Genomic DNA, 23949 nt, shown 5'->3' with positions numbered 1-23949 from the left:
GCCTCTTCTCTTGAGAACACCAGCCCTTCGACAAGCTGAGGGCAAGCGGAGTTGGGTCGCCGCTCACCACCACTTCCCCGGCCGCGCAGTGAACCCCGCCCGTTCCTCGATCGCCAGCCCGGCGTTCAGCACGCCCTGCTCGTCCAGCTCACGCCCGATCAGGTGCAGCCCCAGCGGCAGGCCCTGGCTGTCCAGCCCGCCCGGCACGCTCATCGCCGGCAATCCGGCCAGGCTCGCCGGGACCGCGAACACGTCGTTGAGGTACATGGCCAGCGGGTCCTTCTTCTCGCCCAGGCCGAAAGCCGCGCTCGGCGCTGTCGGCGTCAGGATGACGTCGCACTGCTCGAAGGCGTTGCGGAAATCCTGCTTGATCAGGGCCCGTACGCGCTGCGCCTTGTTGAAGTAAGCGTCGTAGAAGCCGGCGCTCAGCACATAGGTGCCGATCATGATCCGCCGCTTGACCTCCGCCCCGAAGCCCGCGGCGCGGGTAGCGGCATACATGCCCTCAAGCCCGCCCTCGCCCTGCTCTCGCAAGCCGTAGCGCACGCCGTCGTACCGAGCGAGGTTGGACGAGGCCTCCGCAGGCGCGATGATATAGTAGGTCGGCAGCGCATACTTGGTGTGCGGCAGGGAAATCTCGACCGGTTCCGCGCCCGCGTCACGGAGCCATTCGATCCCGCGATCCCACAGGGCGTTGATCTCGTGCGGAACCCCGTCGATCCGATATTCCCTGGGAACACCGACACGCTTGCCCCTGAGATCGCTCGACAATCCCGCTTCCCACTGCGGCACTGGCAGGTCCAGCGAGGTCGAGTCCTTCGGGTCGAACCCCGCCATCGCCTCCAGCATGATCGCGCAGTCGCGGACGCTGCGCGCCATCGGCCCCGCCTGGTCGAGCGAGCTTGCGAACGCCACGATCCCCCAGCGCGAGCAGCGCCCGTAGGTGGGCTTGATCCCTGAAATGCCGGTGAAGGCCGCCGGCTGGCGGATTGAGCCGCCCGTATCCGTGCCGGTAACGCCCGGGGCAATGCCCGCCGCTACAGCCGCCGCCGATCCGCCCGAGCTTCCGCCGGGGGTGAGGGCCGCATTGCCGCCGTCGTTGCGCTTCCACGGGGAGATGACGGGCCCGTAGGCGCTGGTTTCGTTCGACGAGCCCATGGCGAACTCGTCCATGTTGAGCTTGCCGAGCATTCCGGCGCCGGCGCTGCGCAGGTTGGCACTGACGGTGCTCTCGTACGGTGGCTTGAAGCCCTTGAGGATGTTGCTCCCAGAGGTGGTGTCCACGCCAACGGTGGCGAAGAGATCCTTGATGCCGACCGGAACGCCGGACAGGGGCTTCAGCTCGCCCGCTTGCCGCGCCTGATCGGCGGCATCGGCGGAGGCCAGCGCATCCTCGGGTGTCTCGACCGTGTAGGCGTTGAGCGCGCGAGCGCCCGCCACGGCATCGTTGAACGCAGACGCAATCTCGCGGGCGGAAAAATCTCCCGCACGGAAGCCGTCGCGCAACTCCGCAATCGTCTTGGCTGTGAGATCCGACACTATTCAATCACCTTGGGAACGGCAAAGAACCCATGCTGCGCGTCGGGCGCGTTCACCAGCACGGCATCCCGGATGCCTCCGTCGGTCACAATATCGTCCCGCAGCCGGAGTTTCTGGTCGATCACCGCGGTGAGAGGCTCGACCCCATCCGTGTCGACCTCCCCGAGCTGCTCTACCCACCCGAGAATATTGTTGAGCTCCGGCACCATCGCCTCCACCTCCGCGTCGCTCATCTTGAGCCGCGCGAGACGGGCGATGTGCCTGACCGTTCGAGTATCCACCGACATGGCGGCGCGGCTAGCAGGGGCGCTTGCCCCCCGCAAGAAGTGCCGTCGCTTGCGGGCGGCCCGGTCTGTCCCTACCTGCCCGCTCCATGTGGATCCGCCGCTTCCTGATGGTCATCTTCGCCCTGACGATCCTGGTCGTCGTGGGCGCCTTCGCCGTCTACCAGTTCGGCGGCGAGGTCCTGAAGAAGCAGATGACTCCGCAGGGACAGTTCCAGGCTCCGCCTCCGCAGAGCGGTCCGGACTATGCCCAGCAGGCGAACTGGATCGCGAAGCCTGGCCTCGATGGCGATCCGTCAAGCTGGTTGCCCGAGGGCGCAGGAACCGCGTTGGCCGGAGGCACGGCTGCTATCTTCTACATCCATCCGACCACTTATCTTGAGCGGGACCGGTGGAACGGGCCCATGGACGATCCGCAAAGCCGGAACCGAGCGGAGCTGTTCGTCCGCAGTCAGGCGAGCGCCTTTTCCTCTGCCGGCCAGGTCTGGGCTCCGCGTTACCGGCAGGCGGCGTTCGGCGCCTTCCTCCTCGACAGCAGGGATGCGCGCTCGGCGCTCGACCTTGCTTACCGTGACGTCGCCCGCGCGTTCGAGCGCTTCTTGCAGGAGGTCGAGCCCAATCGGCCGATCATCCTCGCCGGCCACAGTCAGGGCGCGCTTCACCTGACACGCTTGCTGAAAGAGAAAGTCGCGGGCCAGCCGGTCGCGACGCGCGTCGTGGCGGCCTACGTGGTAGGCTGGCCCGTCTCTGCAGCAGCCGACCTGCCGGCCATGGGACTTCCGCCATGCCGCACGGCGGAGCAGGCGGGTTGCGTCCTGTCCTGGCAAAGCTTCGGCAGTCCTGCGAACACCGATCTGGTCACGGACGTGTACGACGGCTCGGAGGGCTTCAATGGTCAGCCAAGGCGGCGCGAGGACATGCTCTGCGTCAATCCGCTGACCGGGACACGGGGCGGCAGCGCTCCCCCAGCCGCCAATCTCGGGACGCTGGTTCCCGACGCCTCCTTCACCTCGGCGACTCTCGCACCTGGGCAGGTCGGCGCAGGTTGCGAAGGCGGGTTCCTGATCATCGACGGCGAAGTGCCTCCGCTCGGCCCCTACGTCCTGCCTGGGAACAACTACCACGTCTATGACTACGCCCTGTTCTGGGCGAACATCCGGCAGGATGCCCAGCGTCGGCTGGCGGCATGGCGTCGCTGATCACCAGCAACGCCGTAGAGTTCGCGGCCGCGATCTCGCGTAGCGGCAAGCTGGGCGGACTGGACGTCGGCACGAAGACGATCGGCCTTGCCCTTTGCGATGCCGGCTGGAGCTTCGCGGGACCGAGCGAGACCATCCGCCGCACCAAGTTCACGCAGGACTTGGCTCACCTGCGCGATTTCGCAAGCAAGAATCAGCTGGTCGGCCTGGTCGTGGGCCTTCCCTTGAACCTCGACGGGACCGACAGTCCCCGGACCCAGTCCGTCCGAGCCTTCGCGCGCAACCTCGCCCCTCTCGAACTCCCGGTGCTGCTATGGGACGAACGATGGTCGACGCAGGCGGTTGAGCGGGCGATGATTGCGGCCGACGTCAGCCGGGCCAAGCGTGCCGAGGCGGTCGACAAGCTCGCCGCAGCCCACATCCTGCAGGGGGCGATCGACGCACTGGCCAACCTGCCCATCGGCGATTAGCCAACCGGACCGTGCACCTCATCTCCATCGATTCGCTGAGCGACGAGCAGATCGCGATCCTCCTCGATGCGGCCGACCTGTTCGCACGGACCAACCGCGAGCGGGCTCGCGGGTCCGATAAGCTTGCGGGGCGGACCGTCCTCCATCTCTTCTACGAGAACAGCACCCGCACGGCGATGTCGTTCGCCATGGCGGCGAGCCGACTGGGCGCCACTCCCCTTACCCTCCCCGTTGAGCGCTCCAGCGTGCAGAAGGGCGAAACGCTGGAAGACACCGCTCGCACCCTCAACGCCATGCGCCCGGATGCGCTGGTGGTCCGCCACCGGGAGAATGGTGCTGTGCAGCGGGTGGCCGAGCTGATGGACTGCCCCGTGCTCAATGCCGGCGACGGCACCAACGAGCATCCGACGCAGGCCCTGCTCGACGCGCTGACCCTGCGCCAACATTTCGGCAGCCTCGAAGGTCTGACGGTGGCGATCTGCGGCGACATCCGGCACAGCCGGGTCGCGCGGTCAAATGCGAAGCTGCTGCCCAGGCTCGGCGCCCATGTCCGGCTGGCGGGCCCACCCGGCCTCCTCCCCGACGAGGCGGCGGAGAGCGGCGATATCGAAGAGGCGATTGCGGGTGCCGACGCGGTCATGATGCTCCGCATCCAGCGAGAGCGCCTCGACCAGGACCTTGGCGACGCGCCCGGTGAGTTTCTCTCTCGCTACGGCCTCACGGCTGAGCGGCTCCAGCTAGCGGCGCCGCACGCGGTCGTCATGCACCCCGGACCGATGAACCGGGGCGTGGAGATTGCAAGCGAGGTCGCCGACCTCGCCGAACGGTCCCTCATCCTCCGCCAGGTGGAGAATGGAGTGGCCGTCCGGATGGCTTGCCTGGATTTGTTGATCGAAGCTTAGCGGGAGGCGAACCGCACCGGCGTGTCACCTGCCAGGTTGCGGACGAAGCAGGCCGAGCCGGAGCGCTTCAACGATTCGCACAGCAGACGCGCTTCCCGATCGCTCCCGAAGCCCTTCAGGGAAAGACGGTAGAAAGTGCCCCGCGGACTGTCGAACCGCGCACTCGCCGGAGTGTAGCGCTTGAGGTTGGCGAAGCGGCGGGACGCGGAGGCCCAGGCGGCCTGGACGCGGGCCGGAGAGCCGTAAGCGCCCAGCTGCACAACCGCCTTGCTGCTCCCGCCGAAGCGAGCCGCCGCAGTGCGCCGGAGCTGCTGGGGCTTGGGCAGGCTGCTGCGGATCGGCGCGGGCGTGACGAATGCGGGCGCGGGCTCCGCGGCGGCCACGGCCACCGGCAACGGGGTCGCCTCCACGACCGGAGCGACATAAGCGGGTTCAAGCGCGGGGGCGGGCACGTCCGCCATGGCCACCTCGACCGGAGCCGCGGGCTCCACGGTCACGGGAGACGCAGGCTCCGGCTGGACCTCAGCCATACGGCTGTTCTCGCGGACGAGAGCGAGCCGCACCGGCTGGCCCGGATCGCTTGCCGCAGGCTGTACGCCGATGAGGCTCGCGACCTGCTGGCCGGCGCTGTTCGGCTTGGCGAAGTTCATCCACTCGGTGAGCCGGGCATCCACCTGGTCAGCGGGCAAGTCCTGTGCAGCAATGGCACGAGCAGCATCCCAGTTGCCGGCCAGCGCATGCGCCAGGGCGAGGTTCTGGCGGACCCGGGCATCAGCGCCAGGGGTGCGGGCGGCTTCGTCAAGGACCGCGACGGCATTGCCGGTCTGACCAGCGAGAGCCATTGCGAGACCCGCGTCCGCCGCGTCGATCTGACCGCGGAGCTCGTCGATCATCGACAGGGCGCGATCGGACTTGCCCTGCGCGACCTGCGCCAGGACGAGCTTGAGCGCCACACCCGCCTGGTTCGGCAGGAGCGAGAGCGAATCACGGTAGGCTGCTTCGGCCGAGGCAAACCGACCGGCCGCAAGGTAGGAATTCCCGAGGAGAGTGCGGAAACCCGCATCGTTCGGAGTCTTCTCGACGGCGCGCTCTGCGAACCGGACCGCCGTTGCATGATCGCCGCTCTGAAGGGCCGCCTGCGCCCGGGTCGCCAGACCAATTTCAGTGTCGGCGACCTTGCCACCGAATGCTCCCAGGCTGACCTTGCTGGTCGGGCTGGCGCAGCCGCTGAGCACAGCAAGGGCGAGCGTGGACAGTGCAACTCCGGTACGAAGCGGGCTGGTCATATGACTTATCCCTTCTTGCTGGCCCTTTCGGGCGCGCGCTGGGCCATGGCATCGAGCTCGGGCATGCTGTCGAGCAGTTCGTCGAGGGCCCGGGTCACCAACTGTTGCGCAGACCTGGCGGTCACCGCGCAGGCCAGGCGCAGCTTGAGGTGACGGTCCGGGTCGAGCCGCAGCGTGAACGCTGCCTTGCCCTTCGCTCCTGGCTCGCTGCGCGGACGAGGAGCGCGGCGCGGAGCAGCCGGACGGGCTGGCAGCGCCACCACCTCGGCCGATTCCGCGAGCTCGGGACGCGGATCGTCGATCACGTCCTCGGCCTTGGCCTCGTTCTCGTCTTCAGGCCCGTGCCCGTTCAGCCGCTCCGCAATTTCCGCGTGGGCGACGTGGACTGGCGACACGGGGGTGAGCCCGGCGGCGGGATTGCGGACCGGCGCAGCGGGAATCGCATCTCCAAACGCGTCGTGGTCGGCATCGCGCACCGGAGCGAGGGTCGGCTTGGGAGGCTCAAAGCCCATGTCGTTCCAGCCGAGATCCTCCAGCCCGCTGCCAAGCTGGCCGAAACCCTGCGGCCGCATGGCCGGGCGGGCCGCCCCCTTGCGCGCGAGGAGACCCGAGGAGAGTGACGCAAATGCCTTGGGTTCGCTCTTCACGTCCAGGCTCCCTTACTGGCCGACGACGCGGCGGCCGAAGCCACCGACCGGACGAGGACTGACGGTGCCGATCCCAGGAGCGGCGTTCGGAGCGGCAAAAACCGTGCGGCGGAAGTTCTTCTCGAGCCGGTCGGAGATGTAATCCCAGAGCTCGATGACCTCGCGGGCCGACTTACCCTTGGGATCCACTTCCATGACCGTTCGACCGTCGATCATCGAGGCCGCGAAATCGGTACGGTGATGCAGAGTTACCGGAGCCACCGTGCCATGTTGGGAGAGGGCGACGGCGGCTTCATAGGTGATCTTGGCCTTTGGCGTCGCGGCGTTCACGACGAAGATCAACGGCTTGCCGGCGCGCTCGCACAGATCAACCGTCGCGCCAACGGCGCGAAGGTCGTGCGGCGACGGGCGGGTCGGGATCACGATCAGTTCGGCAACGGCGATCACGCTCTGGATGGCCATGGTGATGGCGGGCGGCGTGTCGATGACCGCCAGGCGGAAACCCTGCTGGCGGAGCACCTCCAGGTCCGCAGCCAGCCGGGCCACGGTGGTCTGGGCGAACGCCGGCATTTCCGACTCGCGCTCGTTCCACCAATCGGCAAGGCTGCCCTGCGGGTCGATGTCGATGAGGCAGACGGGGCCTGCCCCGGCCAATTGCGCCTGCACCGCCAGATGACCGGAAAGCGTGGTTTTACCCGAGCCCCCCTTCTGCGATGCCAAAGCAAGAACGCGCATCCTGATCCCCTCGCCATAATGGCCGTGTTGTGGACGGGATGCGGCGGTTGGACCTAAAATCTGGTTAACGTCCCTCCGACCTTGTTCTAGGCTCAGGCAGGGGTTTCGGGGAGGGACGATGCGGCTTTGGATTGGTGCGGCGCTGCTGCTGGCGGCGGCGCCGGTGGCTGGACAGGACGTCCAGGCGGGCATTCGGCAATGGCAGGCTGGCGATGCGGAAAGTGCGGTCGCCATCTGGAAACCGCTCGCGAGCCGAGGTGATGCGGACGCGCAATACAATCTTGGGCAGGCCTATCGGCTCGGCCGAGGGGTGCCCGCGGACCTCGCGCAGGCACAATCGCTCTACGAGCGCGCCGCCCGACAGGGGCATATCGACGCGCAGACCAGCCTCGGACTGCTGCTCTTCCAGAACGGCAACCGCACCACCGCGCTGCAGTGGCTGAAGTCGGCCGCGGATACTGGAGAGCCACGCGCGCTGCTGATCTACGGCACGGCGCTGTTCAACGGTGATGGCGTGCAGCGGGACGTGGTGACCGCATATGCGATGGTCAGCCGAGCGGCGGCGCAGGGCCTGGAGCCGGCCAAGGCAACGCTGGGCGAGATGGACCAGATTATCCCATTGGCGCAGCGTCGCGCCGGCGTGGCCAAGGCGCTTGCCTGGACAAAGGCCAATCCCAAGCGCCCGCCTCAGACCGCCAGCGTGAAAGCACCAGCCGCGACCAGTCCAAAGCCCATCCCGCGAGCGGCGGCCGATACAATCACGGCGACAGCATTGGCGGGCGGCTGGCGAATTCAGCTGGGGGCATTTTCCAACCGCGCATCGGCGGAAGCGCTGTTCGCTCGGCTCCGAAATCTCGGACCGCTGACCGGCAAGCAGCCAACCCTAGTCCCCTCCGGTGCGATGACTCGGCTTCAGGTCGGACCTTACCTCAACCGGACCGAGGCGGCCTCGGCGTGCAAGGCACTGGCCGCGCGTGGGCAGGCGTGCTTCCCGGTCCCTGCCCGTTAGGCGCCGATCCAGTCGCTCCGCTTGATGCCCTGCGCCCACAGCAAGGCGGTCAGGTCATTATGTTCGATGCGCGCGTCAGCGACCGACAGGAGCCTGGGCTTCCCGCGGTAAGCCACCCCGAAACCCGCCTCTTCGATCATCGGGGCATCATTGGCGCCGTCGCCGACGGCTAGCACCGCATCGACCGGCAGGCCGAGCTGATTGCGCATGTCGATCAAGGCCTGCCGCTTGGCCTGGGCGTCGACGATTTCCCCAGCAACTCGGCCGGTCAGGTGCCCGTGCATGGTCTCGAGATAATTGGCTCGCACTTCGGTGAAGCCAAGCTCCGCCGCCATCGGGTCGGCGAAGTCGTGGAAGCCTCCGGTGACCAGCAAGGCTTCCGCCCCGCGCGATCGCATGGTCCGAACAAGCGTGCGTGCGCCCGGGTTGGCGCGCACCCGCTCACCGCGGCAACGGTCGATTGCGCTGATGTTCAGCCCGTCGAGGCTCAGCACCCGCTCGCGCAGAGCCGTGGCAAAGTCGAGATCACCCTGCATCGCCCGTTCGGTGACCGCGGCGATTTCCTCCTTCTTTCCGGCATAATCCGCCAGTTCGTCGATGCATTCCTGCCCGATCATGGTGGAGTCCATGTCCGCCACCAGGAGCTTCTTTTCCCGACCTTCCGCGGCTTGCACGAAGACGTCGGTACCCGGCAGCGCGCCCGTCAGCAGCTCCCTTACGCGGCGGAGGTCCGATGGACCGCCCTGTATTTCGATGTCCGCGGCGTCGCCCTCGTCCACCCAGCCCCATTCGTGCGACTTGATCCGGGCATCCTCCAGCAGGCTCGCGGCCTGGTGAATCATTTCCCGGTTCAAGCGTCCGGCTGCTACGAGCGTTGCGATGATCAAGGGCAGTCCTCCTGTTGCACTCATTGCCGGTCCGACCGCCAGCGGCAAGTCGGCATTGGCCGTGGCGCTTGCGGAACGGGCGAGTGGCGTAGTGATCAACGCCGATAGTGCCCAAGTGTATGCAGATCTTGCAGTCTTGAGTGCCCGCCCCCGCCCCGAGGAAATGCGCTCGGTTGAACATCGGCTCTACGGAACTCGCGACGCGGCCCTGCCCTGCTCCGCGGCGGACTGGGCAGCGGAGGCTAGGGAGGCCATCGCGGAAGCTCATGCGGCGGGCAAGCTGCCGATCCTGACTGGTGGGACCGGCCTGTATCTGCGGACGCTCCTCGACGGCATCGCCCCGGTTCCCCCGATCGATCCGAGGATCCGCGAAGAGGTGCGGGCATCGGACACGGAGACGAACCGCCAACGTCTTCGCCATGCCGACCCGGAGGCGTTCGCGCGGCTGAAGCCACAAGATACCACCCGCATCGCCCGAGCGCTGGAGGTGGCGCTCTCCACGGGGCGTACCCTCCGCTCATGGCAGGAGGCACGTGAAGGCGGCATTGGGGAATCGATCGACCTTCAGGCGTTGATCCTCCTGCCTCCTCGCCAGTGGCTGTACGATCGCTGCGACGAACGCTTCGCCACAATGATGGAGGGCGGCGCGATCGAGGAGGTGCGCGTTTTGCTCTCCCGCCAACTCGACTCCGCGCTCCCGGCAATGCGCGCCATCGGGGTGGCCGAGGTCCGCGACCTGCTCTCCGGGGAGATCACCGAGCAGGAAGCGTTGCGACGGGGTCAGCAGGCGACGCGCAACTACGCCAAGCGCCAATATACCTGGTTCGCGCACCAGCCCCCGCCCGACTGGCCTCGTTTCCCGGATGCACTGGACAGCCCCGGGGTCACCGAGCGGGCGCTGGCGCTTCTCCACCCGAAACGCTAGCAGCCCGTTCCATGATCCGCGACGAGGCCATCGACCCGACGCCGCTTTCCGGCAAGTGCGTGGCGATCATCGGCTTCGGAAATCAGGGCCGGGCGCAGGCCTTAAACCTGCGCGACAGTGGCATGGACGTCGTTGTCGGCCTTCGTGCCGGCAGCCCGCGGGAAGATGCGGTCCGGTCGGAGAACCTCCCCCTGACGGTTCCAGCGGAGGCCGCCGCGCGAGCAGACATCGTTATCCTCCTCGCACCAGACGAGCACCTCCCGGCCATCTATCGCGGGATCGAACCGAGCATCAGGCAGAGCGCAGCCCTTGGCTTCAGCCATGGCCTCTGCATCCACTTCGGCTTGATCGAGCCGCGCCGCGACCTCGACGTGATCATGGTCGCGCCCAAGGGACCCGGATCGGCGCTTCGAACCCTGTTCGAACAGGGCAAAGGAATGGTGGCCCTTGCCGCCGTCGCGCAGGACGCGACCGGCGAAGCATGGTCCCTCGCCCTCGCCTATGCGGCGGCGATCGGCAGCAGTCGCGCCGGAATCATCCGCTCCACCTTTGAGGAGGAATGCGTCGCCGACCTGTTCAATGAGCAGGCAGTCGTTTGGGGGGCTGTCCCGGCCGTCCTCGAGAGCGGCTTCGAGACGCTGGTGGCATCGGGAGTGCAGCCCGAGGTGGCCTATCTCGAATGCATCTCCGAATTGAAACTGCTGGCCGACCTCGTGGAGGCACGCGGCCTTGCCGGCATGCGAGAGGCGATCAGCAACACCGCCGAATTGGGCGCCGAACTTGGCGGACCGCGCCTCATCGGAGAGGCAATCCGTTCCGAGATGCGCGCGATCCTGGCCGAGATCCGGGCAGGACGCTTCGCCGCCGCGCTCAGCGCCGAAGCCGCTGCGGACTACCCTAATCTTCAGCTCTCGAGGGCTCGAGCGCGGCAGTCCGGCCTCGAAGCAGCGCGCCTGCGGCTACGCGGGTCCGCTCCCTAGCCGACGATCTCTCGTTCCGGGTGGCGATCACCGATGCTCGCCCGTTCGACATAGGCTCGCTGCAGCCTGCGATGGGCCTCGGCAGCATGTGGATCGCGGCATTGCTCCGCCCGAAGCTGCTCTTCGGCTGCCCGACGCGCGAAGTACACGCGGTTGTCCTCGTGCATGACCGACTCCTTCAGCTCGAAGCGAGCAGGAATAGCAGATCACGGTGACAGATGGAAATCTAGGGGAGCGGATCTCGACGATCCCTCCGCTAGCCGCAAACAACACAGAAAGTTACCGACGCCCGAAAAGCTTCTCGATGTCGGCATGCGCCAGTTTCACCCAGGTCGGCCGGCCGTGATTGCACTGCCCGGAATAGGGCGTGACCTCCATCTCGCGGAGGAGCGCGTTCATCTCCGCGACCGAGAGGATCCGCCCTGCTCGGACGCTATGGTGGCAGGCGAAGGTCGCGGCAATCAGGTCCAACCGTTCCTTGAGCGCCATGGGCCCACCGAGCTCCGCAATCTCCGACGCGAGATCCGCGAGCAGTTCACGCAGGTCCGGGTGGCCCAGGGGAGCCGGCGTCGCCCGGACCAGCATCGACGTCGGCCCGAACCGTTCGACCTCAAGCCCATACTGACCCAGTTCGGAAGCCGCCTCCTCCAGTCGGTCGCAATCGGTCTCTTCCAGCTCCACGACCTCCGGCAGTAGCAAGGCCTGGCGGGAAACGCCGCCATTGCCTGCCGCGCGGCGGATGCGTTCCAGCACCAGGCGTTCGTGGGCGGCATGCTGGTCGACGATCACCAACCCATCGTCTGCCTCTGCAACGATGTACGTGCCCGCGACCTGTCCGCGAGCCACTCCGAGCGGGAACGAGCCCACCGGCATGGTTGCAGGCTCCGCTTTCGCAGATGGAGGTGCATAGATCGCCGCGGACTCGCGCACGCCCGCGAAACGGTCCTGATGCGCGTAGCCAGCTCTTCTGCCCGGAACCGCAGCGAAGAGGCTCTCGACCGAAGGCCAACCCGCGGGGGACGTGGGTGCCAAGGGCTCGCGCTGCCAGTTCACCGGAGCGGCCACCTGCTCCCGCGCCACGCTCCGGTGGCCAGCCTCGTCGAGCGCGCTCCGGAGCCCTCCGACGATCAATCCGCGTACGGCCGCGGGATCACGGAACCGGACTTCGGTCTTGGCCGGATGGACATTGATGTCCACTTCCTCTGTCGGCAGTTCGAGGAAGAGTGCGGCGATCGGGTGCCGGTCCCTCGCCAGCAGATCGCGGTAGGCGGCGCGCAGGGCACCGACCAGCAGTCGGTCCTTCACCGGTCGCGCGTTGACGAATAGGAACTGCTGGTCCGCAGCACCACGATTGAACGTCGGCAGCGACACGACCCCGCCCAGTCGCAAACCGTTCCGGTCGAGGTCGATCCCGAGCCCGTGCCGATCCAGCGCGGGGTCGAGCAGTGCCGCCACCCGCGCCTGCAGCGCCGCCGGCTGAACGCCGAGCGCGCGCCGACCGTCATGTTCCAGTGAGAAATGCACGTCCGGACGGGCCATCGCCAGACGGCGGACGATATCCAGGCAAGCCGCATATTCGGCGCGCGGGCTGCGCAGGAACTTGCGCCGGGCGGGCACCTTGTCGAACAGTCCCTCGACACGGACGCGAGTGCCGGGAGGAAGCGCTGCCGGCCCCTCCCCCACCCGCACACCATGATCCACTTCGATCCGCCAACCGTCGCGACCTGCCTGTCCTGAGCCTGTCAAAGCGCGTGGCCGGCTCTCCAGCGTGAACCGAGCGACGCTCGCGATCGACGGCAGCGCCTCGCCGCGAAAGCCGAAGCTCGTCACCTCCTCGATCCGCTCGTCGGGAAGCTTCGAGGTGGCATGGCGCTCGAGGGCGAGCCTCATGTCATCGGGGTGCATGCCGCAACCGTCGTCCGTGACCTCCACCAGGTCGAGACCGCCCGCGGAGAGGCGAACCGCCACTGTCGAAGCACCAGCGTCGAGGGCGTTCTCGATCAGTTCCTTGAGCGCGCTGGCGGGCCGTTCCACCACCTCGCCGGCGGCGATGCGATCGACGAGGTGAGACGGCAGCCTTCTTATTGACATGCCTCTGGGTCTAGCCCAATCGGAGGCTTCCCGCGACCGGATGATTTTGCAAGCGGATCATTTACTTGGGTCAAGGGGGGTTGGGGTTCAACGAAACGTGAATCGGCAGGGTCCTAACGGACTTTGACGCCCACGGCAGCGAGAGATCTGAGCACGATGTTCTGGACGCGATGGTTCAAGTGGATGTCGCATGACATGGCGATCGACCTGGGAACAGCGAACACGCTGGTCTATGTCCGCGGCAGGGGCATCGTTCTGAACGAGCCGTCTGTGGTCGCGATCGAAACCATCCGCGGCGAAAAGCGGGTCAAGGCGGTTGGCGAAGACGCCAAGCTGATGATGGGCAAGACCCCGGACCAGATCGAGGCCATTCGCCCCCTGCGCGACGGAGTTATCGCCGACATCGACGTCGCCGAGCAGATGATCAAGCACTTCATCCACAAGGTGCATGGCGGCAAGATGCGCGCCTGGCGTTTCCCTGAAATCGTGATCTGCGTGCCGTCGGGTTCCACCTCGGTCGAGCGCCGCGCGATCCGCGACGCGGCATCGAACGCCGGCGCAAGCGCCGTCTATTTGATCGAAGAGCCCATGGCGGCCGCGATCGGCGCCGACATGCCGGTGACCGAGCCGGTTGGCTCCATGGTTGTCGACATCGGCGGCGGCACGACGGAGGTTGCGGTTCTCTCTCTCCGCGGCCTCGCCTACACCACTTCGGTGCGCGTCGGCGGCGACAAGATGGACGAGGCGATCTCCTCCTACGTCCGCCGCAACCACAACCTGCTGATCGGTGAAGCGACCGCCGAGCGGATCAAGCAGGAAGTCGGCATCGCCAAGCCGCCGACCGACGGCATCGGCAAGACCGTGCATATCAAGGGCCGCGACCTGGTGAACGGCGTGCCCAAGGAAATCTCGATCAACCAGGGCCAGATTGCCGAGGCGCTCTCGGAACCCGTGGGCACCATTGTCGAGGGCGTCCGCATCGCGCTGGAGAACACCGCCCCGGAGCTTGCCGCCGACATCTGCGACCAGGGCATCGTCCTGACCGGTGGCGGAGCACTGCTGCAGGGCCTCGACGAGGTGTTGCGCGACGAAACCGGCCTGCCTGTCACGGTCGCCGAGGACCCGCTCACCTGCGTCGCTCTCGGCACCGGCCGGGCGCTGGAGGAAGAGCAGTTCCGCGGCGTCCTGCAGACCGCGTAAGGTAGTCCGGACAGGTGGCGCCGCCCTCGAGCGCGCGCCCGGGCTGGTCGCGGCGGGCGCAATACAGCCTCTTCTTCTCCTTCCTGGCGGCGATCGCCGGGTTGCTGGTGGGGCTGTTCCTGCTCGCTTTGTCACTGGTCGCGCCGAACAGCTATGCTGCCGTTCGTGGAGCAGCGTTGGACGTCACGGCTCCGGTCACCGGCGCGCTGCGTGAGGGCACGACGACCATCGGTGGCCTGTTCAGCGGCGCTGGCAATTACTGGGATGCGGCCAACCAGAACGCCAAGCTCAAGGCCGAACGGGCTGCGATGCAGCGCCAAATCCTCCAGGCGCGCGCGATCCTGCAGGAGAACCGGCAGCTGAAGGCAGCCTTGCAGCTGCGCGAGAAGGCGCAGCAGGCGGTCGCCAGCGGGCGGATCGTCGGCTCCTCCTTCCAGAGCCAGCGGCGCTTCGCCGTCATCTCCGCCGGGTCCGGCGACGGGGTTGGTGCAGGCATGCCGGTTCGCGCTGCGGAAGGCCTGATCGGTCGCGTCATCGACGTCGGTGCCACGGCCAGCCGCGTTCTGCTAATTTCGGACCAGGCCAACATCGTCCCTGCACGCCTGCTGCGCACAGGGGTGGCGGTGATCTCCACGGGTCGCGGCGATGGCAGTATCGACGTGCGGCCACTCGAAGTCGGCCGCAATCCGTTTCGCCGCGGCGACATCATCGTGACGTCCGGCACCGGTGGTCTGTACCCTCCCCATGTCCCGATCGCGCGGGTTGTGAGGCTCGATGATGACGGGGCCATTGCGCTCCCAATGGCGGATCCTGCGGACGTGAGTTTCGCCATTGTCGAGCAGCCCTATGAGGAGGCGGCCCTGGCAGAGCCTCCCGAACCGACGGAGACCCGCTGATGGTGCGCTCGGCCCTTGGTCGGCCTGGCAGCGCCCTGGACCGGGGTCCGAAGCGGTTCGCACGCTTTATCCCGGCGTGGTCCGTGGCGGTCGCCTCCTGCCTCTGCCTTCTGCCGATCGTGACCCAGGTGGGCTGGTTCCCCGACTTCGGCTTTCTCCTGCTCCTGGCGTGGCGGCTCCTGAGGGGTGACGTCATCCCCGCCTGGTGGGCAGCGCCGCTCGGGCTGTTCAACGATGTGGTCGCCGGAGGTCCGATCGGTCTCAGCGTTGCTATCTGGACCGGTGCCATGATCCTGCTGGACCTGCTGGATCGCCGGACCATGTGGCGCGACTACTGGGTCGAATGGGGCCTCGCCGCGGTGCTGATCCTGCTGCACGATCTGGCGCGCTGGGAGATCGACGGCGTCATGGGTGCTAACTCGCCGTTCAGCACGGCCGTGCCACCGCTGGTTATCGCCATCCTCGCCTTTCCCCTGGCGGCATGGGCGGCAAGCCGGATCGACCGCTGGAGACTTGGCCGATGAACGCTCCTCAGCGGTTCACGACCGTTCATCAGGACCTGACCTTCTCCCGCCGCACCCTGGTCGTCGGCGGAGCACAGGCCGCGGTCGGCGCGCTGCTGATCGGCCGGCTGGGCTGGCTCGCCATTGCCGAAAACGAGAAGTACAACCTGCTGGCGGAGGACAATCGCGTCCAGTTGATCATCGTGCCGCCCCGGCGCGGCTGGATCGTGGACCGGTACGGCAAGCCGATCGCCATCAACCGCTCCGACTTCCGCGTCGACGTCATTCCGGATCAAATGGAGGATCCAGAGCGCGAAATCGGGCTTCTTTCGCAGCTCTTACAGCTCGATCCTGATGACCTTTTTCGCATTCAACGTGAACTTAAGGAGGCTCGAGGGTTCAAGCCGGTCCAGATCGCCGAGAACGTGCCGTATGAGCGCTACGCTTCGGTAGTGGTCCGCCTGCCCGAGCTTCCCGGCGTTCAGCCCGCCCGCGGGTTCACTCGCTTTTACCCGGCCGGACCGGCCGTCGGCCATTTGATCGGCTATGTGGGCGCCGCTTCGGCCAAGGAATATGAAGAAGAAAAGAACCCGCTGCTGATCACACCGGGCTTCAAGATCGGCAAGGAAGGTCTTGAAGAGACGCTGGAAAAGAACCTTCGGGGAGACCCGGGCGGACAGCGGGTCGAGGTTACCGCCCGCGGCAAGCTCGTGCGCGAACTCACTCCCAAACCTGACAAGAGCGGCAAAACCGTCCAGCTATCCATCGACGCAGGCCTGCAGGAGTATGCAGCACGTCGGCTCGGCGAAGAGTCGGGCAGCTGCGTCATTCTCGACTGCCTGACGGGCGACATCCTCACTATGGCGTCCATGCCGGCCTACGATCCCAACAGCTTCTCCGACGGGATTGGTCGGACCGAATGGAAAGCGCTCTCCGAGGACCCCCGCAAGCCGCTGCTCAACAAGACCCTGAACGCGCTCTACCCGCCCGGTTCGACCATCAAGCCCATGGTGGCGCTCGCGTTACAGCAGCATGGGGTTGACCCGAAGGAAACGGTCTTCTGCGGGGGCGGCTACCGGCTAGGTAACCGCTTCTTCCGTTGCCTCGGGCGGCACGGAACGGTGAACATGCACCGGGCGATTGCCAAGAGCTGCAACACCTATTTCTACTCCATGGGCAACCGCATCGGCTACGACCGCATCGCCCCCATGGCCCGGCTGCTCGGGCTCGGCCAGAAGTTCGATTTGCCCGTCGTCAGTCAGAGCTACGGCACCGTTCCGGACAGCGCTTGGAAGCGGCGGAAGTTCGAGGACAATCCGAAGCTCTATGCCCGCCCTGACTGGACGAGCTCCGACACGCTGAACGCATCGATTGGCCAGGGGTATCTGATCGTGAACCCTCTCCAGCTGGCGGTCATGGCATCCCGCATTGCGTCAGGCCGCAACGACCAGCCGATGCTGGTGGGCGTTCACAAGAACCCTGCTCCCATGCTGAACCTTCCAGCGGCGCATCTCGACGCGGTGCGAAGCGGAATGTGGGAGGTTGTGAACGGTGACGGAACCGCCGGCGCGTCGCGGATCAACATTCCGGGGATCGAGATGGCCGGAAAGACCGGCACCGCGCAGGTCCGCCGCATCGCTGGAGGACAACGAGGTCAAGGCGGCGACTGGCGCTACCGCGACCATGGCCTCTTCGTTTTCTTCGCGCCCTTCGACAAACCGCGCTACGCGGGTGCCGTGGTCATCGAGCATGGGATGGGCGGCGCCCGTGCGGCGGCGCCGGTCGCCAAGGACGTGTTGACCTACCTGTTCGATCGCGAGCGGGCGATGAAGCGGCTGGGCGAGCTCGAGGCCGAATGGGGCGGATCGCTGCTCGAACGGACCGCTCGTCGAGCCCAGGCCATCGAGGCGGCGGCGAGGGCTGCAGCTGCGGCCCCCGCTGCGGTTGCCCAGGCCAACGCGCCATGATCTCCAGCGCGATCATCCCGCAGCCGCTAGCTAAACTGCCGTGGCGCCTGATCTTCCTGGTCGGCGGGATCGGCCTGTTTGGTCTGGTCAATCTCTACTCGGCGGCGGGCGGCTCGATCGAGCCATGGGCCCTGCGCCAAGGCATGGCGTTCCTCGTCTTCCTGTGCCTGGCCGTCACGATCAGCTACGTGCGCGAAGGCACCATCAAGGCGCTGATCGTCCCAGTCTACATCGCGATTGTGCTGATGCTGATTGCGGTCGACATGCTCGGCTTCGTCGGCAAGGGCGCACAGCGATGGCTGGACCTCGGCATCATTCGCCTGCAGCCTTCCGAGTTCATGAAGCCGGCCATCGCTCTGGTGCTGGCTCGCTTCTACGAGCTTCTGCCTGCAGGCGAGATCCGCAAGTTCCGAGCGATCTGGCCCGCGGCGATGCTCATCGGGATCCCAGCCGTCCTGGTAATCTTGCAACCGGACCTTGGCACCGGCTTGATGGTGACCTTTGCTGGGATCAGCGTCATGTTCCTGGCGGGTGTCCAGTTGCGGTGGTTCCTCGTTCCAGGGGGCCTGCTCGCGGCCGCCATCCCCATCGTTTACCAATTCCTGCACGATTATCAGAAGAAGCGGATCGACACTTTTCTTGACCCTGAGAGCGATCCGCTGGGTTCCGGTTACCACATCACGCAGAGCAAGATCGCGATCGGCTCGGGCGGACTCTTCGGCAAGGGATACCTGCAAGGCAGCCAGAGCCACCTGCAGTACCTTCCCGAGGGCCACACCGACTTTGCTTTCGCGACCCTCACGGAAGAGTGGGGAATGCTCGGCGGGACCATCGTAATACTCGCCTGGATGGCGGTCCTGCGCTGGAGCCTTGGGGTCGCCGTCAAGGCCCCAACCCGCTTCGCCCAGTTGTCCTGCGCTGGACTGAACGCCGTGCTCTTCTCCTATTTCGCGATCAACCTGCTGATGGTCATGGGGCTCGCCCCCGTCGTTGGCATTCCCTTGCCGATGATCAGCTACGGCGGTTCGGCGGTTATGACGGTGATGATCTGCCTCGGCCTGCTGATGTCGTTCGAGCGCCAGCAGCGCTCTCGGAGCACCTTCTCGTAAGCGCTTGCAAAGGGTGGGAGGCCTCGCTACATGCCCGCCCGCGCCCCGCTCGAACGCGGGTCACGCATCTGCCTCAAGGCATGGACGCATAGCTCAGTTGGTAGAGCAGCTGACTCTTAATCAGCGGGTCCTAGGTTCGAGCCCTAGTGCGTCCACCACCACCCCTTCGTGACCGTCTAAGTGGCTAAATTCGGTACGGAGCCCACCAAAAAGTTGTGGGCGGCCTTGGTCTCCATCTCCCAGCTGTCGCCGCGCTGTTCCAACTGTCATGCGGGATGGCGACCCCGACATGCATGCATCAAGGCCATGTGACTGCAGGCGTCGTTGATCCCTGCGTCCCCGCCGGGCAGCCGGAAAAGTCGGGCAAGACCATTCCAAGGTTCACCCCGCGGCTTCGTGCACGGCGTCGGCCCAGGTTCCTGCTCCAGCAATGGTGCCTAGGTCTGCTTCTAACCTCTATGGCATCCCATCGCCCGATTAAACCCTCGAGGTCCGACACCTAATTCGATAGAAGTCTTAGCTGTCGATGCCACGTAATTGGAGAAACGATCTCTTTACTGAGGGGCATGCTGCGAGGGCGCCGATCATGCGACTGCCACGAGAAGGCAGAAGTCGATACTTCCGCATAAAGCGATCTTCAACTTCCGCAATCCAACCCTGCGTATGACAGTGGTCGCCACCAACAGTGTTGCGGTTCAATCGGTCTCGCGTGAGGCACTGTGCCGCGAGCACGGAGACAGGCTCACGTTCAGCGCTGCATCTCTCCGTTTAGCGCTCTGAGGCTTGCTGCGAGCTCCTCCTGCCGGAAAGGCTTGGTAAGGTGCGGCAACGACCCTGCGAGACTTTCGACCTCTGCATAGCCTGACACGATCAGGACCGGGAGGTCTGGAATTCGTTCTCGAAGCCGCAACGCCATGTCGGTCCCGGTCATTCCGGGCATCAGGTGATCCGTGATCAGCAGGGTCGGTCGCAGGCCGGCTTCGACTCGCTGGAGTGCCTCCTCGGCGGCGCTAGCCTCGATCACTTGGTAGCCGAGCTCACCAAGCATGGTCGCCGTGGTCTCCCTGACAAGTTCCTCGTCATCTACCAGCAAGGCTAATCCGGCACCGCCGGTCGACAGGTCGATTGGGAGAGCCGGCCTCTGCTCGATCTTCTCGTCCGCCTTGGGGAGCCACAGTTCGATAGAGGTGCCGAGACCGGGGCGGCTCGTGATCCGAAGCGCCCCACCCAGCTGAGCAGCCAGGCCGTGCACCATTGACAAGCCCAAGCCGGTTCCCTTGCCAATGCCCTTCGTCGAAAAGAAAGGCTCGATCGCGCGGCGCTGCGTATCCTCATCCATCCCGACCCCACTGTCAGTCACCGACAGCACCACGTAGGTCGCCTGTTTGAGGGCGAGGCGATCGCCAACTCGAGGCACGTCAGACCGTACGGCAATCGTGAGGCTGCCGCCGTCCGGCATCGCGTCACGGGCATTCACGCTGAGATTCAGGAGTGCCATTTCGAGCTGATTGCCGTCTGCGAGAGCCGGGGGCAGGTCTGGTTCGATTACCACCTCCAGCCGAACGCGAGGACCGGAGGTGCTGCCAATCAGGTCAGCCATGTCCTGCACAATGCGACCGACATCAACCGCCGTCGGCTGCAGCGGCTGCCGCCTAGCGAATGCGAGCAGACGCTGAACCAGGACTTTAGCCTTCTCAGCGGATTGAAGCGCTCCCTCGAGCAGCCGCTGCGTTCGAGCGTCCGCGATGTACTTACGATGAAGTAGGTCCAAGCCACCGATTATCGGTGTAAGTAAATTGTTGAAATCATGGGCCACGCCGCCGGTCAGTTGTCCCATGGCCTCAAGCTTCTGACTTTGCCGAAGAGCTTCCTGCGCGGCTTCCCGTTCGGCGATTACGCGCTCCACCTCGCGTTCGAGCCCCTCCGTCAGCCTCTTCTCACGGTCGATGTCGATTGAAGCCACCACGCCCCCAATGATCGACTGGGCCTCGTCACGAACCGGGGCAGCGCTGAATCGAACCCAGCGCCGGCTGCCGTCCCCGCGCTGGTACTCAACCTCCAGTTCCGCTGCATCGAGGTTCTCAGCAAGGATCCGCGCGAGAGGATACTCCCGGCTTTGTACCTGTCTCCCGTCGGGATGGTAGGAGATCCATTCTCCATATCCGTCGATGTTCTTCGAGGGCAGGACGGGATGACCAACGATGTCCTCGACCCTGCTGTTTCCGCCGGTGATGGCGCCACTCGCGTCGGCGAACACAAGGCCGACGGGCGCAGCCTCGATGACAGCCCGGAGCCGAGCCTCGCTGTCCTTGAGCGCCTGTTCGGCTGCCTTCAGGTCCGCGATATCCGTGCAGGTGCCCATCCAGCGAATGACCTCCCCGTCCGGTGATCGGACCGGAAGGGCGCGACCAAGCACCCAGCGATACTCGCCCGATCGATGCCGCAGCCGGTACTCGATCTCGTACGGCTCACCTGTTTCAAGCGAGCGCCTCCAGACCTGCCACGCATGGTCCTGGTCGGCGGGGTGGAACATGTTGTTCCATCCAGCGCCATCTGTTGACCCGTAGGGCACGCCAGTGAACTCGTACCAACGGTCATTGAAGAAGTCATGGAAGCCGTCTGCGCGGGTCGACCAGACCATCTGCGGGATGGCGTTAAGCCGGATCCGGAAATCCTCCTCGCTGCGGCGGAGGGCTTCCTCCCGCTCGAGCCGATCCGTGATGTCGGTGAAAAGGACCGCCACATTCCGCTCTTCAGGCGCGCCAAGTCTGAAGGCGTAAACCTCGAACCACCGGCCAAGTGGCTCCGCATGTTCCACAAAGCGCTGTGATTTGCCAGCTCTTGCGATTTCGCCATAGCGCTCGAACCACACCGGTTCGAGGCCGGGTACGGCTTCGCGGACGGAGCGATGCAGCACCTCCACCCCCAGCCCGCTCTGCGCGGTAAACGCCGGATTGATCTCGATGAAGTGGTAGTCTGCAGGGAGTCCAAGATCGTCCACGGAGACTCGGAGAACGCAGAAACCCTGCTCCATGGACTCAAAGAGCGCACGATAGCGCTCCTCGCTTGCGCGCAACGCTTCCTCGGCTGCCTTGCGCTCCCCAATGTCTTCTGCAACCGGGATGTAGAAAAGCACGTTGCCATGCTCGTCCCGTTCTGCAGCGACGGTGAGGTTGACCCAGATGGGACTGCCATCCTTGGCGATGTAGCGTTTCTCGATCGAATAGCTGTCGATTTCCCCGCGCGCGATCCGCGCAACCTGAGCCGCATCTACTTCAAGGTCATCAGGGTGAGTGATCTCTGCCCACCCGCCTGACAGGATCTCCTCGCGGCTGCGCCCGAGTATTTCGCAGTAGCGATCGTTGACCTCGAGAAACGGCCCATCAGCCGATACTCGCGCGACCCCAACACCCGCCTGTTCGAACACCGTGCGGTATCGTTGCTCGGCCTCCCTCAGGCGGAGTTCTGACACCTTGTCTTCGGTAACCTCCATCGCAGAGATCGCCGCCGCGACGACTTGGCCATCTTGGCCGCGGAGAGGTATCCAATTCTCACGCCATGTGCGGATCACGCCAGGCTGGGTCAGCGTCTCGCCCGACAGCTCAACGCCCCATAGCTCTTCTCCTGCAAAAACTCTCTGAAGGGCCTTCTCAGCCTGATCCGCGAGAGCCGGGACAACGTCCCGTACCGTCCTGCCGATATGGTCGGCGACAGGCAGACCGTTGATCTCGGCGAGTAGCTCGTTGATCCTCAAGTAACGCGAGTCGCGGTCGAGTAGAGCGAGCCCGACTGGTGCCGCATCATACAGGGCCTCAAGTTCACTCAAGGCAATCCTCGCGGCGCCCTCGCTGGCACGCAGGTCTCGCTCCGCCCGCGCACGTTCCGCCGTGCTCCAGGTTCGCTGTGCCGTGGCGACGACCAAGTCGATCTCGGGCTCTGTCCAGCGCCTTGGCAAGCGGCTGTTCACGGCTAGAACACCGATCAGCTTACCATCCCGCAGCATAGGCACGTCGAGCACTCCGCGCGTATGTGTCGCGGCGACATCATCTCTCTGCGCAATCTGCGCCGTCCGCCGGTCCTCTCGGTTGTCCTCGACCACCAGCGGCTCGCCGGTGCGATAAGCCATCAGCAGCGGGTCGTCTGCGGCCAGGGCATAGCGCCCGATTGCCGATGGGTAGTTTTCGGAAACGTATTCCGATCGAACCCAGAGCGACCCTTCCTCTTCGTCGATGTCTGCATACGTGACGCGATCCGCGTGCAGTTCCAGGCCGAGCGATCGCGCCGCAGCATCGGTTGCTTCCTCGGCAGTGCCCGCAGCACGAAGCAATTCGTCGAGTTGCAAGAGATAGGTGTCGTGCCGTCTACGCTGGCGCTCGGCGGTTACGTCGCGGGTCAATCCCGTCACGCGCTCCAACACACCCGCTTCCGAGTAGACGAGAGCAGATTCGGCATTCCAGTAACGTCCGTCCGATCCTTCAAACTCGATCTGAAACGAATCTCGCCGTTCCTCCATCGCCGATCGGAACGCCTCCTGGATCCGGTCCCGGTCAGAGAGAGCAACGAAGAAAAAGCCCTTCTGCTTGTTGGCCGCGAGCTCCTCTTCGCTGACGTTCAGGATCTCGGCAGTGCCTCGGCCCCAGGTCGTTTCGCCAGTCCGCTGGTCGGTTTCCCAGACGAACATGCCCGCGGCCAGTGTCGCACGCTGGAGCCGCGCCTCGCTCGCGGCAAGCGCGTCCTCGGTCTGGAGCTGTGCCGTTGTCTCCGTGGCTGCGCAGTACAGCCCCATGATCTCACCGGTTTCCAGGCGCAGGGGTGTATAGCTGAAGGTAAAGTAGCCAACCGGCACATCCGGTCGTCCCGCAAGAGCGATGGGTCGGTTGACGAAGTGCTGGGCCTCTCCCTGCATGGTTGCGGCGACGATTGGCTGATATTCGTCCCAAATCTCGGACCAGAGCTCCGCAAATGGCTTCCCGATGCCCGGATGCTTGGTTCCGACGATGGGCAGATAACCATCATTGTAGAAAGAGATCAGATCTGGGCCCCAGCCAATGTAAACGGGGCCAGCGGAGCTGAGCAGGAGGGAAACGGCGGTCTTGAGCGGAGCCGGCCACATCTCCGGTGGACCGATCAGGCTACCCGCCCAGTCAAATCCGCGGATCAGCTCGCCAGTTTGCCCGCCGCCGGAAAGAAAGCTGTTCTGGGCGGCGGCCAGTGCCCCACCTCCATCGGTCCGAACCATACAGCTTGTCACGCGCTCCTTGGGGCGGCCCAAGGTTAACGCCGAGCCGAGACGGGCGCAAACCGGAAATTGGAGGTCTTC

Annotated in this window: 20 protein-coding genes and 1 tRNA gene; 12 read left to right on the top strand and 9 right to left on the bottom strand. The window is 65.6% G+C overall.

Annotated features, from left to right (window positions below):
• Window positions 1-63: 63 nt before the first annotated feature.
• A complete protein-coding gene (gene gatA / locus JT720_RS12475) occupies window positions 64-1539 on the bottom strand; it encodes an Asp-tRNA(Asn)/Glu-tRNA(Gln) amidotransferase subunit GatA (protein ID WP_205481628.1) in 1476 nt (491 codons plus the stop codon).
• Entirely contained in the window at window positions 1539-1826 is a 288-nt protein-coding gene (gene gatC / locus JT720_RS12470; protein ID WP_205481627.1) for an Asp-tRNA(Asn)/Glu-tRNA(Gln) amidotransferase subunit GatC, read from the bottom strand. Before gatC ends, gatA begins: the two co-directional genes overlap by 1 nt.
• 86 nt (window positions 1827-1912) lie before the next feature.
• Between gatC and JT720_RS12465 the strand changes: the two genes are divergently transcribed.
• Genes JT720_RS12465 through JT720_RS12455 form a run of 3 tightly spaced genes read left to right on the top strand, consistent with a single transcriptional unit; the run spans window position 1913 to window position 4394 of the window.
• Window positions 1913-3022, top strand: coding sequence for a DUF3089 domain-containing protein (locus JT720_RS12465; RefSeq protein ID WP_205481626.1), 1110 nt, complete (start codon window positions 1913-1915; stop codon window positions 3020-3022).
• Complete coding sequence (gene ruvX, locus JT720_RS12460) at window positions 3019-3492, top strand: Holliday junction resolvase RuvX (protein ID WP_419555408.1); 474 nt, start codon at window positions 3019-3021, stop codon at window positions 3490-3492. Before JT720_RS12465 ends, ruvX begins: the two co-directional genes overlap by 4 nt.
• A gap of 11 nt (window positions 3493-3503) precedes the next feature.
• Window positions 3504-4394: an aspartate carbamoyltransferase catalytic subunit gene (locus tag JT720_RS12455; RefSeq protein ID WP_205481624.1), complete on the top strand. Its 891-nt coding sequence runs from the start codon at window positions 3504-3506 to the stop codon at window positions 4392-4394.
• Here the strand turns inward: JT720_RS12455 and JT720_RS12450 are convergent.
• The 3 genes from JT720_RS12450 to JT720_RS12440 are packed head-to-tail and all read right to left on the bottom strand — an operon-like array spanning window position 4391 to window position 7062.
• The gene (locus tag JT720_RS12450) at window positions 4391-5680 is read right to left on the bottom strand and encodes an SPOR domain-containing protein (protein ID WP_205481623.1); all 1290 of its coding nucleotides are present in this window, start codon (window positions 5678-5680) and stop codon (window positions 4391-4393) included. The genes JT720_RS12455 and JT720_RS12450 overlap by 4 nt on opposite strands.
• A gap of 5 nt (window positions 5681-5685) precedes the next feature.
• Window positions 5686-6327 (bottom strand): hypothetical protein, encoded by a 642-nt coding sequence (locus JT720_RS12445; RefSeq protein ID WP_205481622.1) that lies wholly within the window; start codon window positions 6325-6327, stop codon window positions 5686-5688.
• Window positions 6328-6339: 12 nt separating this feature from the next.
• Window positions 6340-7062, bottom strand: a complete 723-nt coding sequence (locus JT720_RS12440) for a ParA family protein (RefSeq protein WP_192587043.1) — start codon at window positions 7060-7062, stop codon at window positions 6340-6342.
• A gap of 118 nt (window positions 7063-7180) precedes the next feature.
• On the opposite strand from JT720_RS12440, the gene JT720_RS12435 reads away from it, so the two are divergent.
• Window positions 7181-8071, top strand: coding sequence for an SPOR domain-containing protein (locus tag JT720_RS12435; RefSeq protein ID WP_205481621.1), 891 nt, complete (start codon window positions 7181-7183; stop codon window positions 8069-8071).
• Here JT720_RS12435 and serB read toward each other — a convergent pair.
• Window positions 8068-8913: a phosphoserine phosphatase SerB gene (gene serB / locus JT720_RS12430; protein ID WP_237219961.1), complete on the bottom strand. Its 846-nt coding sequence runs from the start codon at window positions 8911-8913 to the stop codon at window positions 8068-8070. The genes JT720_RS12435 and serB overlap by 4 nt on opposite strands.
• Window positions 8914-8950: 37 nt before the next feature.
• Between serB and miaA the strand changes: the two genes are divergently transcribed.
• Together miaA and ilvC are read left to right on the top strand one after the other, a co-directional pair.
• Complete coding sequence (gene miaA / locus JT720_RS12425; RefSeq protein WP_205481619.1) at window positions 8951-9883, top strand: tRNA (adenosine(37)-N6)-dimethylallyltransferase MiaA; 933 nt, start codon at window positions 8951-8953, stop codon at window positions 9881-9883.
• Between the two features lie 11 nt (window positions 9884-9894).
• On the top strand, window positions 9895-10863 hold the full coding sequence (gene ilvC, locus JT720_RS12420; RefSeq protein ID WP_205481618.1) for a ketol-acid reductoisomerase: 969 nt from the start codon (window positions 9895-9897) through the stop codon (window positions 10861-10863).
• On the opposite strand, the gene JT720_RS12415 is transcribed toward ilvC, so the two are convergent.
• Together JT720_RS12415 and mutL are read right to left on the bottom strand one after the other, a co-directional pair.
• Window positions 10860-11030 carry a hypothetical protein gene (locus tag JT720_RS12415; RefSeq protein WP_205481617.1) on the bottom strand — a complete coding sequence of 57 codons (171 nt, stop codon included), beginning with the start codon at window positions 11028-11030 and terminating at the stop codon, window positions 10860-10862. The genes ilvC and JT720_RS12415 overlap by 4 nt on opposite strands.
• Before the next feature lie 112 nt (window positions 11031-11142).
• Window positions 11143-12954, bottom strand: a complete 1812-nt coding sequence (mutL, locus tag JT720_RS12410) for a DNA mismatch repair endonuclease MutL (RefSeq protein WP_205481616.1) — start codon at window positions 12952-12954, stop codon at window positions 11143-11145.
• 156 nt (window positions 12955-13110) lie between these two features.
• Between mutL and JT720_RS12405 the strand changes: the two genes are divergently transcribed.
• The 6 genes from JT720_RS12405 to JT720_RS12380 all read left to right on the top strand — a co-directional run bounded on the left by JT720_RS12405 (window position 13111) and on the right by JT720_RS12380 (window position 18787).
• On the top strand, window positions 13111-14154 hold the full coding sequence (locus JT720_RS12405; protein WP_192587051.1) for a rod shape-determining protein: 1044 nt from the start codon (window positions 13111-13113) through the stop codon (window positions 14152-14154).
• A 14-nt stretch (window positions 14155-14168) separates the two neighbouring features.
• Window positions 14169-15050, top strand: coding sequence for a rod shape-determining protein MreC (gene mreC, locus JT720_RS12400; protein ID WP_205481615.1), 882 nt, complete (start codon window positions 14169-14171; stop codon window positions 15048-15050).
• Window positions 15050-15574: a rod shape-determining protein MreD gene (gene mreD, locus JT720_RS12395; RefSeq protein WP_205481614.1), complete on the top strand. Its 525-nt coding sequence runs from the start codon at window positions 15050-15052 to the stop codon at window positions 15572-15574. The genes mreC and mreD overlap by 1 nt, the downstream gene beginning before the upstream one ends.
• Window positions 15571-17520, top strand: coding sequence for a penicillin-binding protein 2 (gene mrdA / locus JT720_RS12390; RefSeq protein ID WP_205481613.1), 1950 nt, complete (start codon window positions 15571-15573; stop codon window positions 17518-17520). Before mreD ends, mrdA begins: the two co-directional genes overlap by 4 nt.
• Entirely contained in the window at window positions 17517-18629 is a 1113-nt protein-coding gene (rodA, locus tag JT720_RS12385) for a rod shape-determining protein RodA (protein ID WP_205481612.1), read from the top strand. The genes mrdA and rodA overlap by 4 nt, the downstream gene beginning before the upstream one ends.
• Before the next feature lie 82 nt (window positions 18630-18711).
• Window positions 18712-18787 (top strand) — tRNA-Lys (locus tag JT720_RS12380).
• A gap of 590 nt (window positions 18788-19377) precedes the next feature.
• Here the strand turns inward: JT720_RS12380 and JT720_RS12375 are convergent.
• Window positions 19378-23880 carry a PAS domain S-box protein gene (locus JT720_RS12375; RefSeq protein ID WP_205481611.1) on the bottom strand — a complete coding sequence of 1501 codons (4503 nt, stop codon included), beginning with the start codon at window positions 23878-23880 and terminating at the stop codon, window positions 19378-19380.
• Between the last annotated feature and the right edge of the window lie 69 nt (window positions 23881-23949).

Origin of the sequence: Sphingomonas arenae (genome assembly GCF_016924655.1) — a bacterium.
Taxonomy (GTDB): Bacteria; Pseudomonadota; Alphaproteobacteria; order Sphingomonadales; family Sphingomonadaceae; genus Sphingomicrobium; species Sphingomicrobium arenae.
Note: the sequence above shows the minus strand (reverse complement) of the source record. Positions and strands in the feature narration are given on the sequence as shown.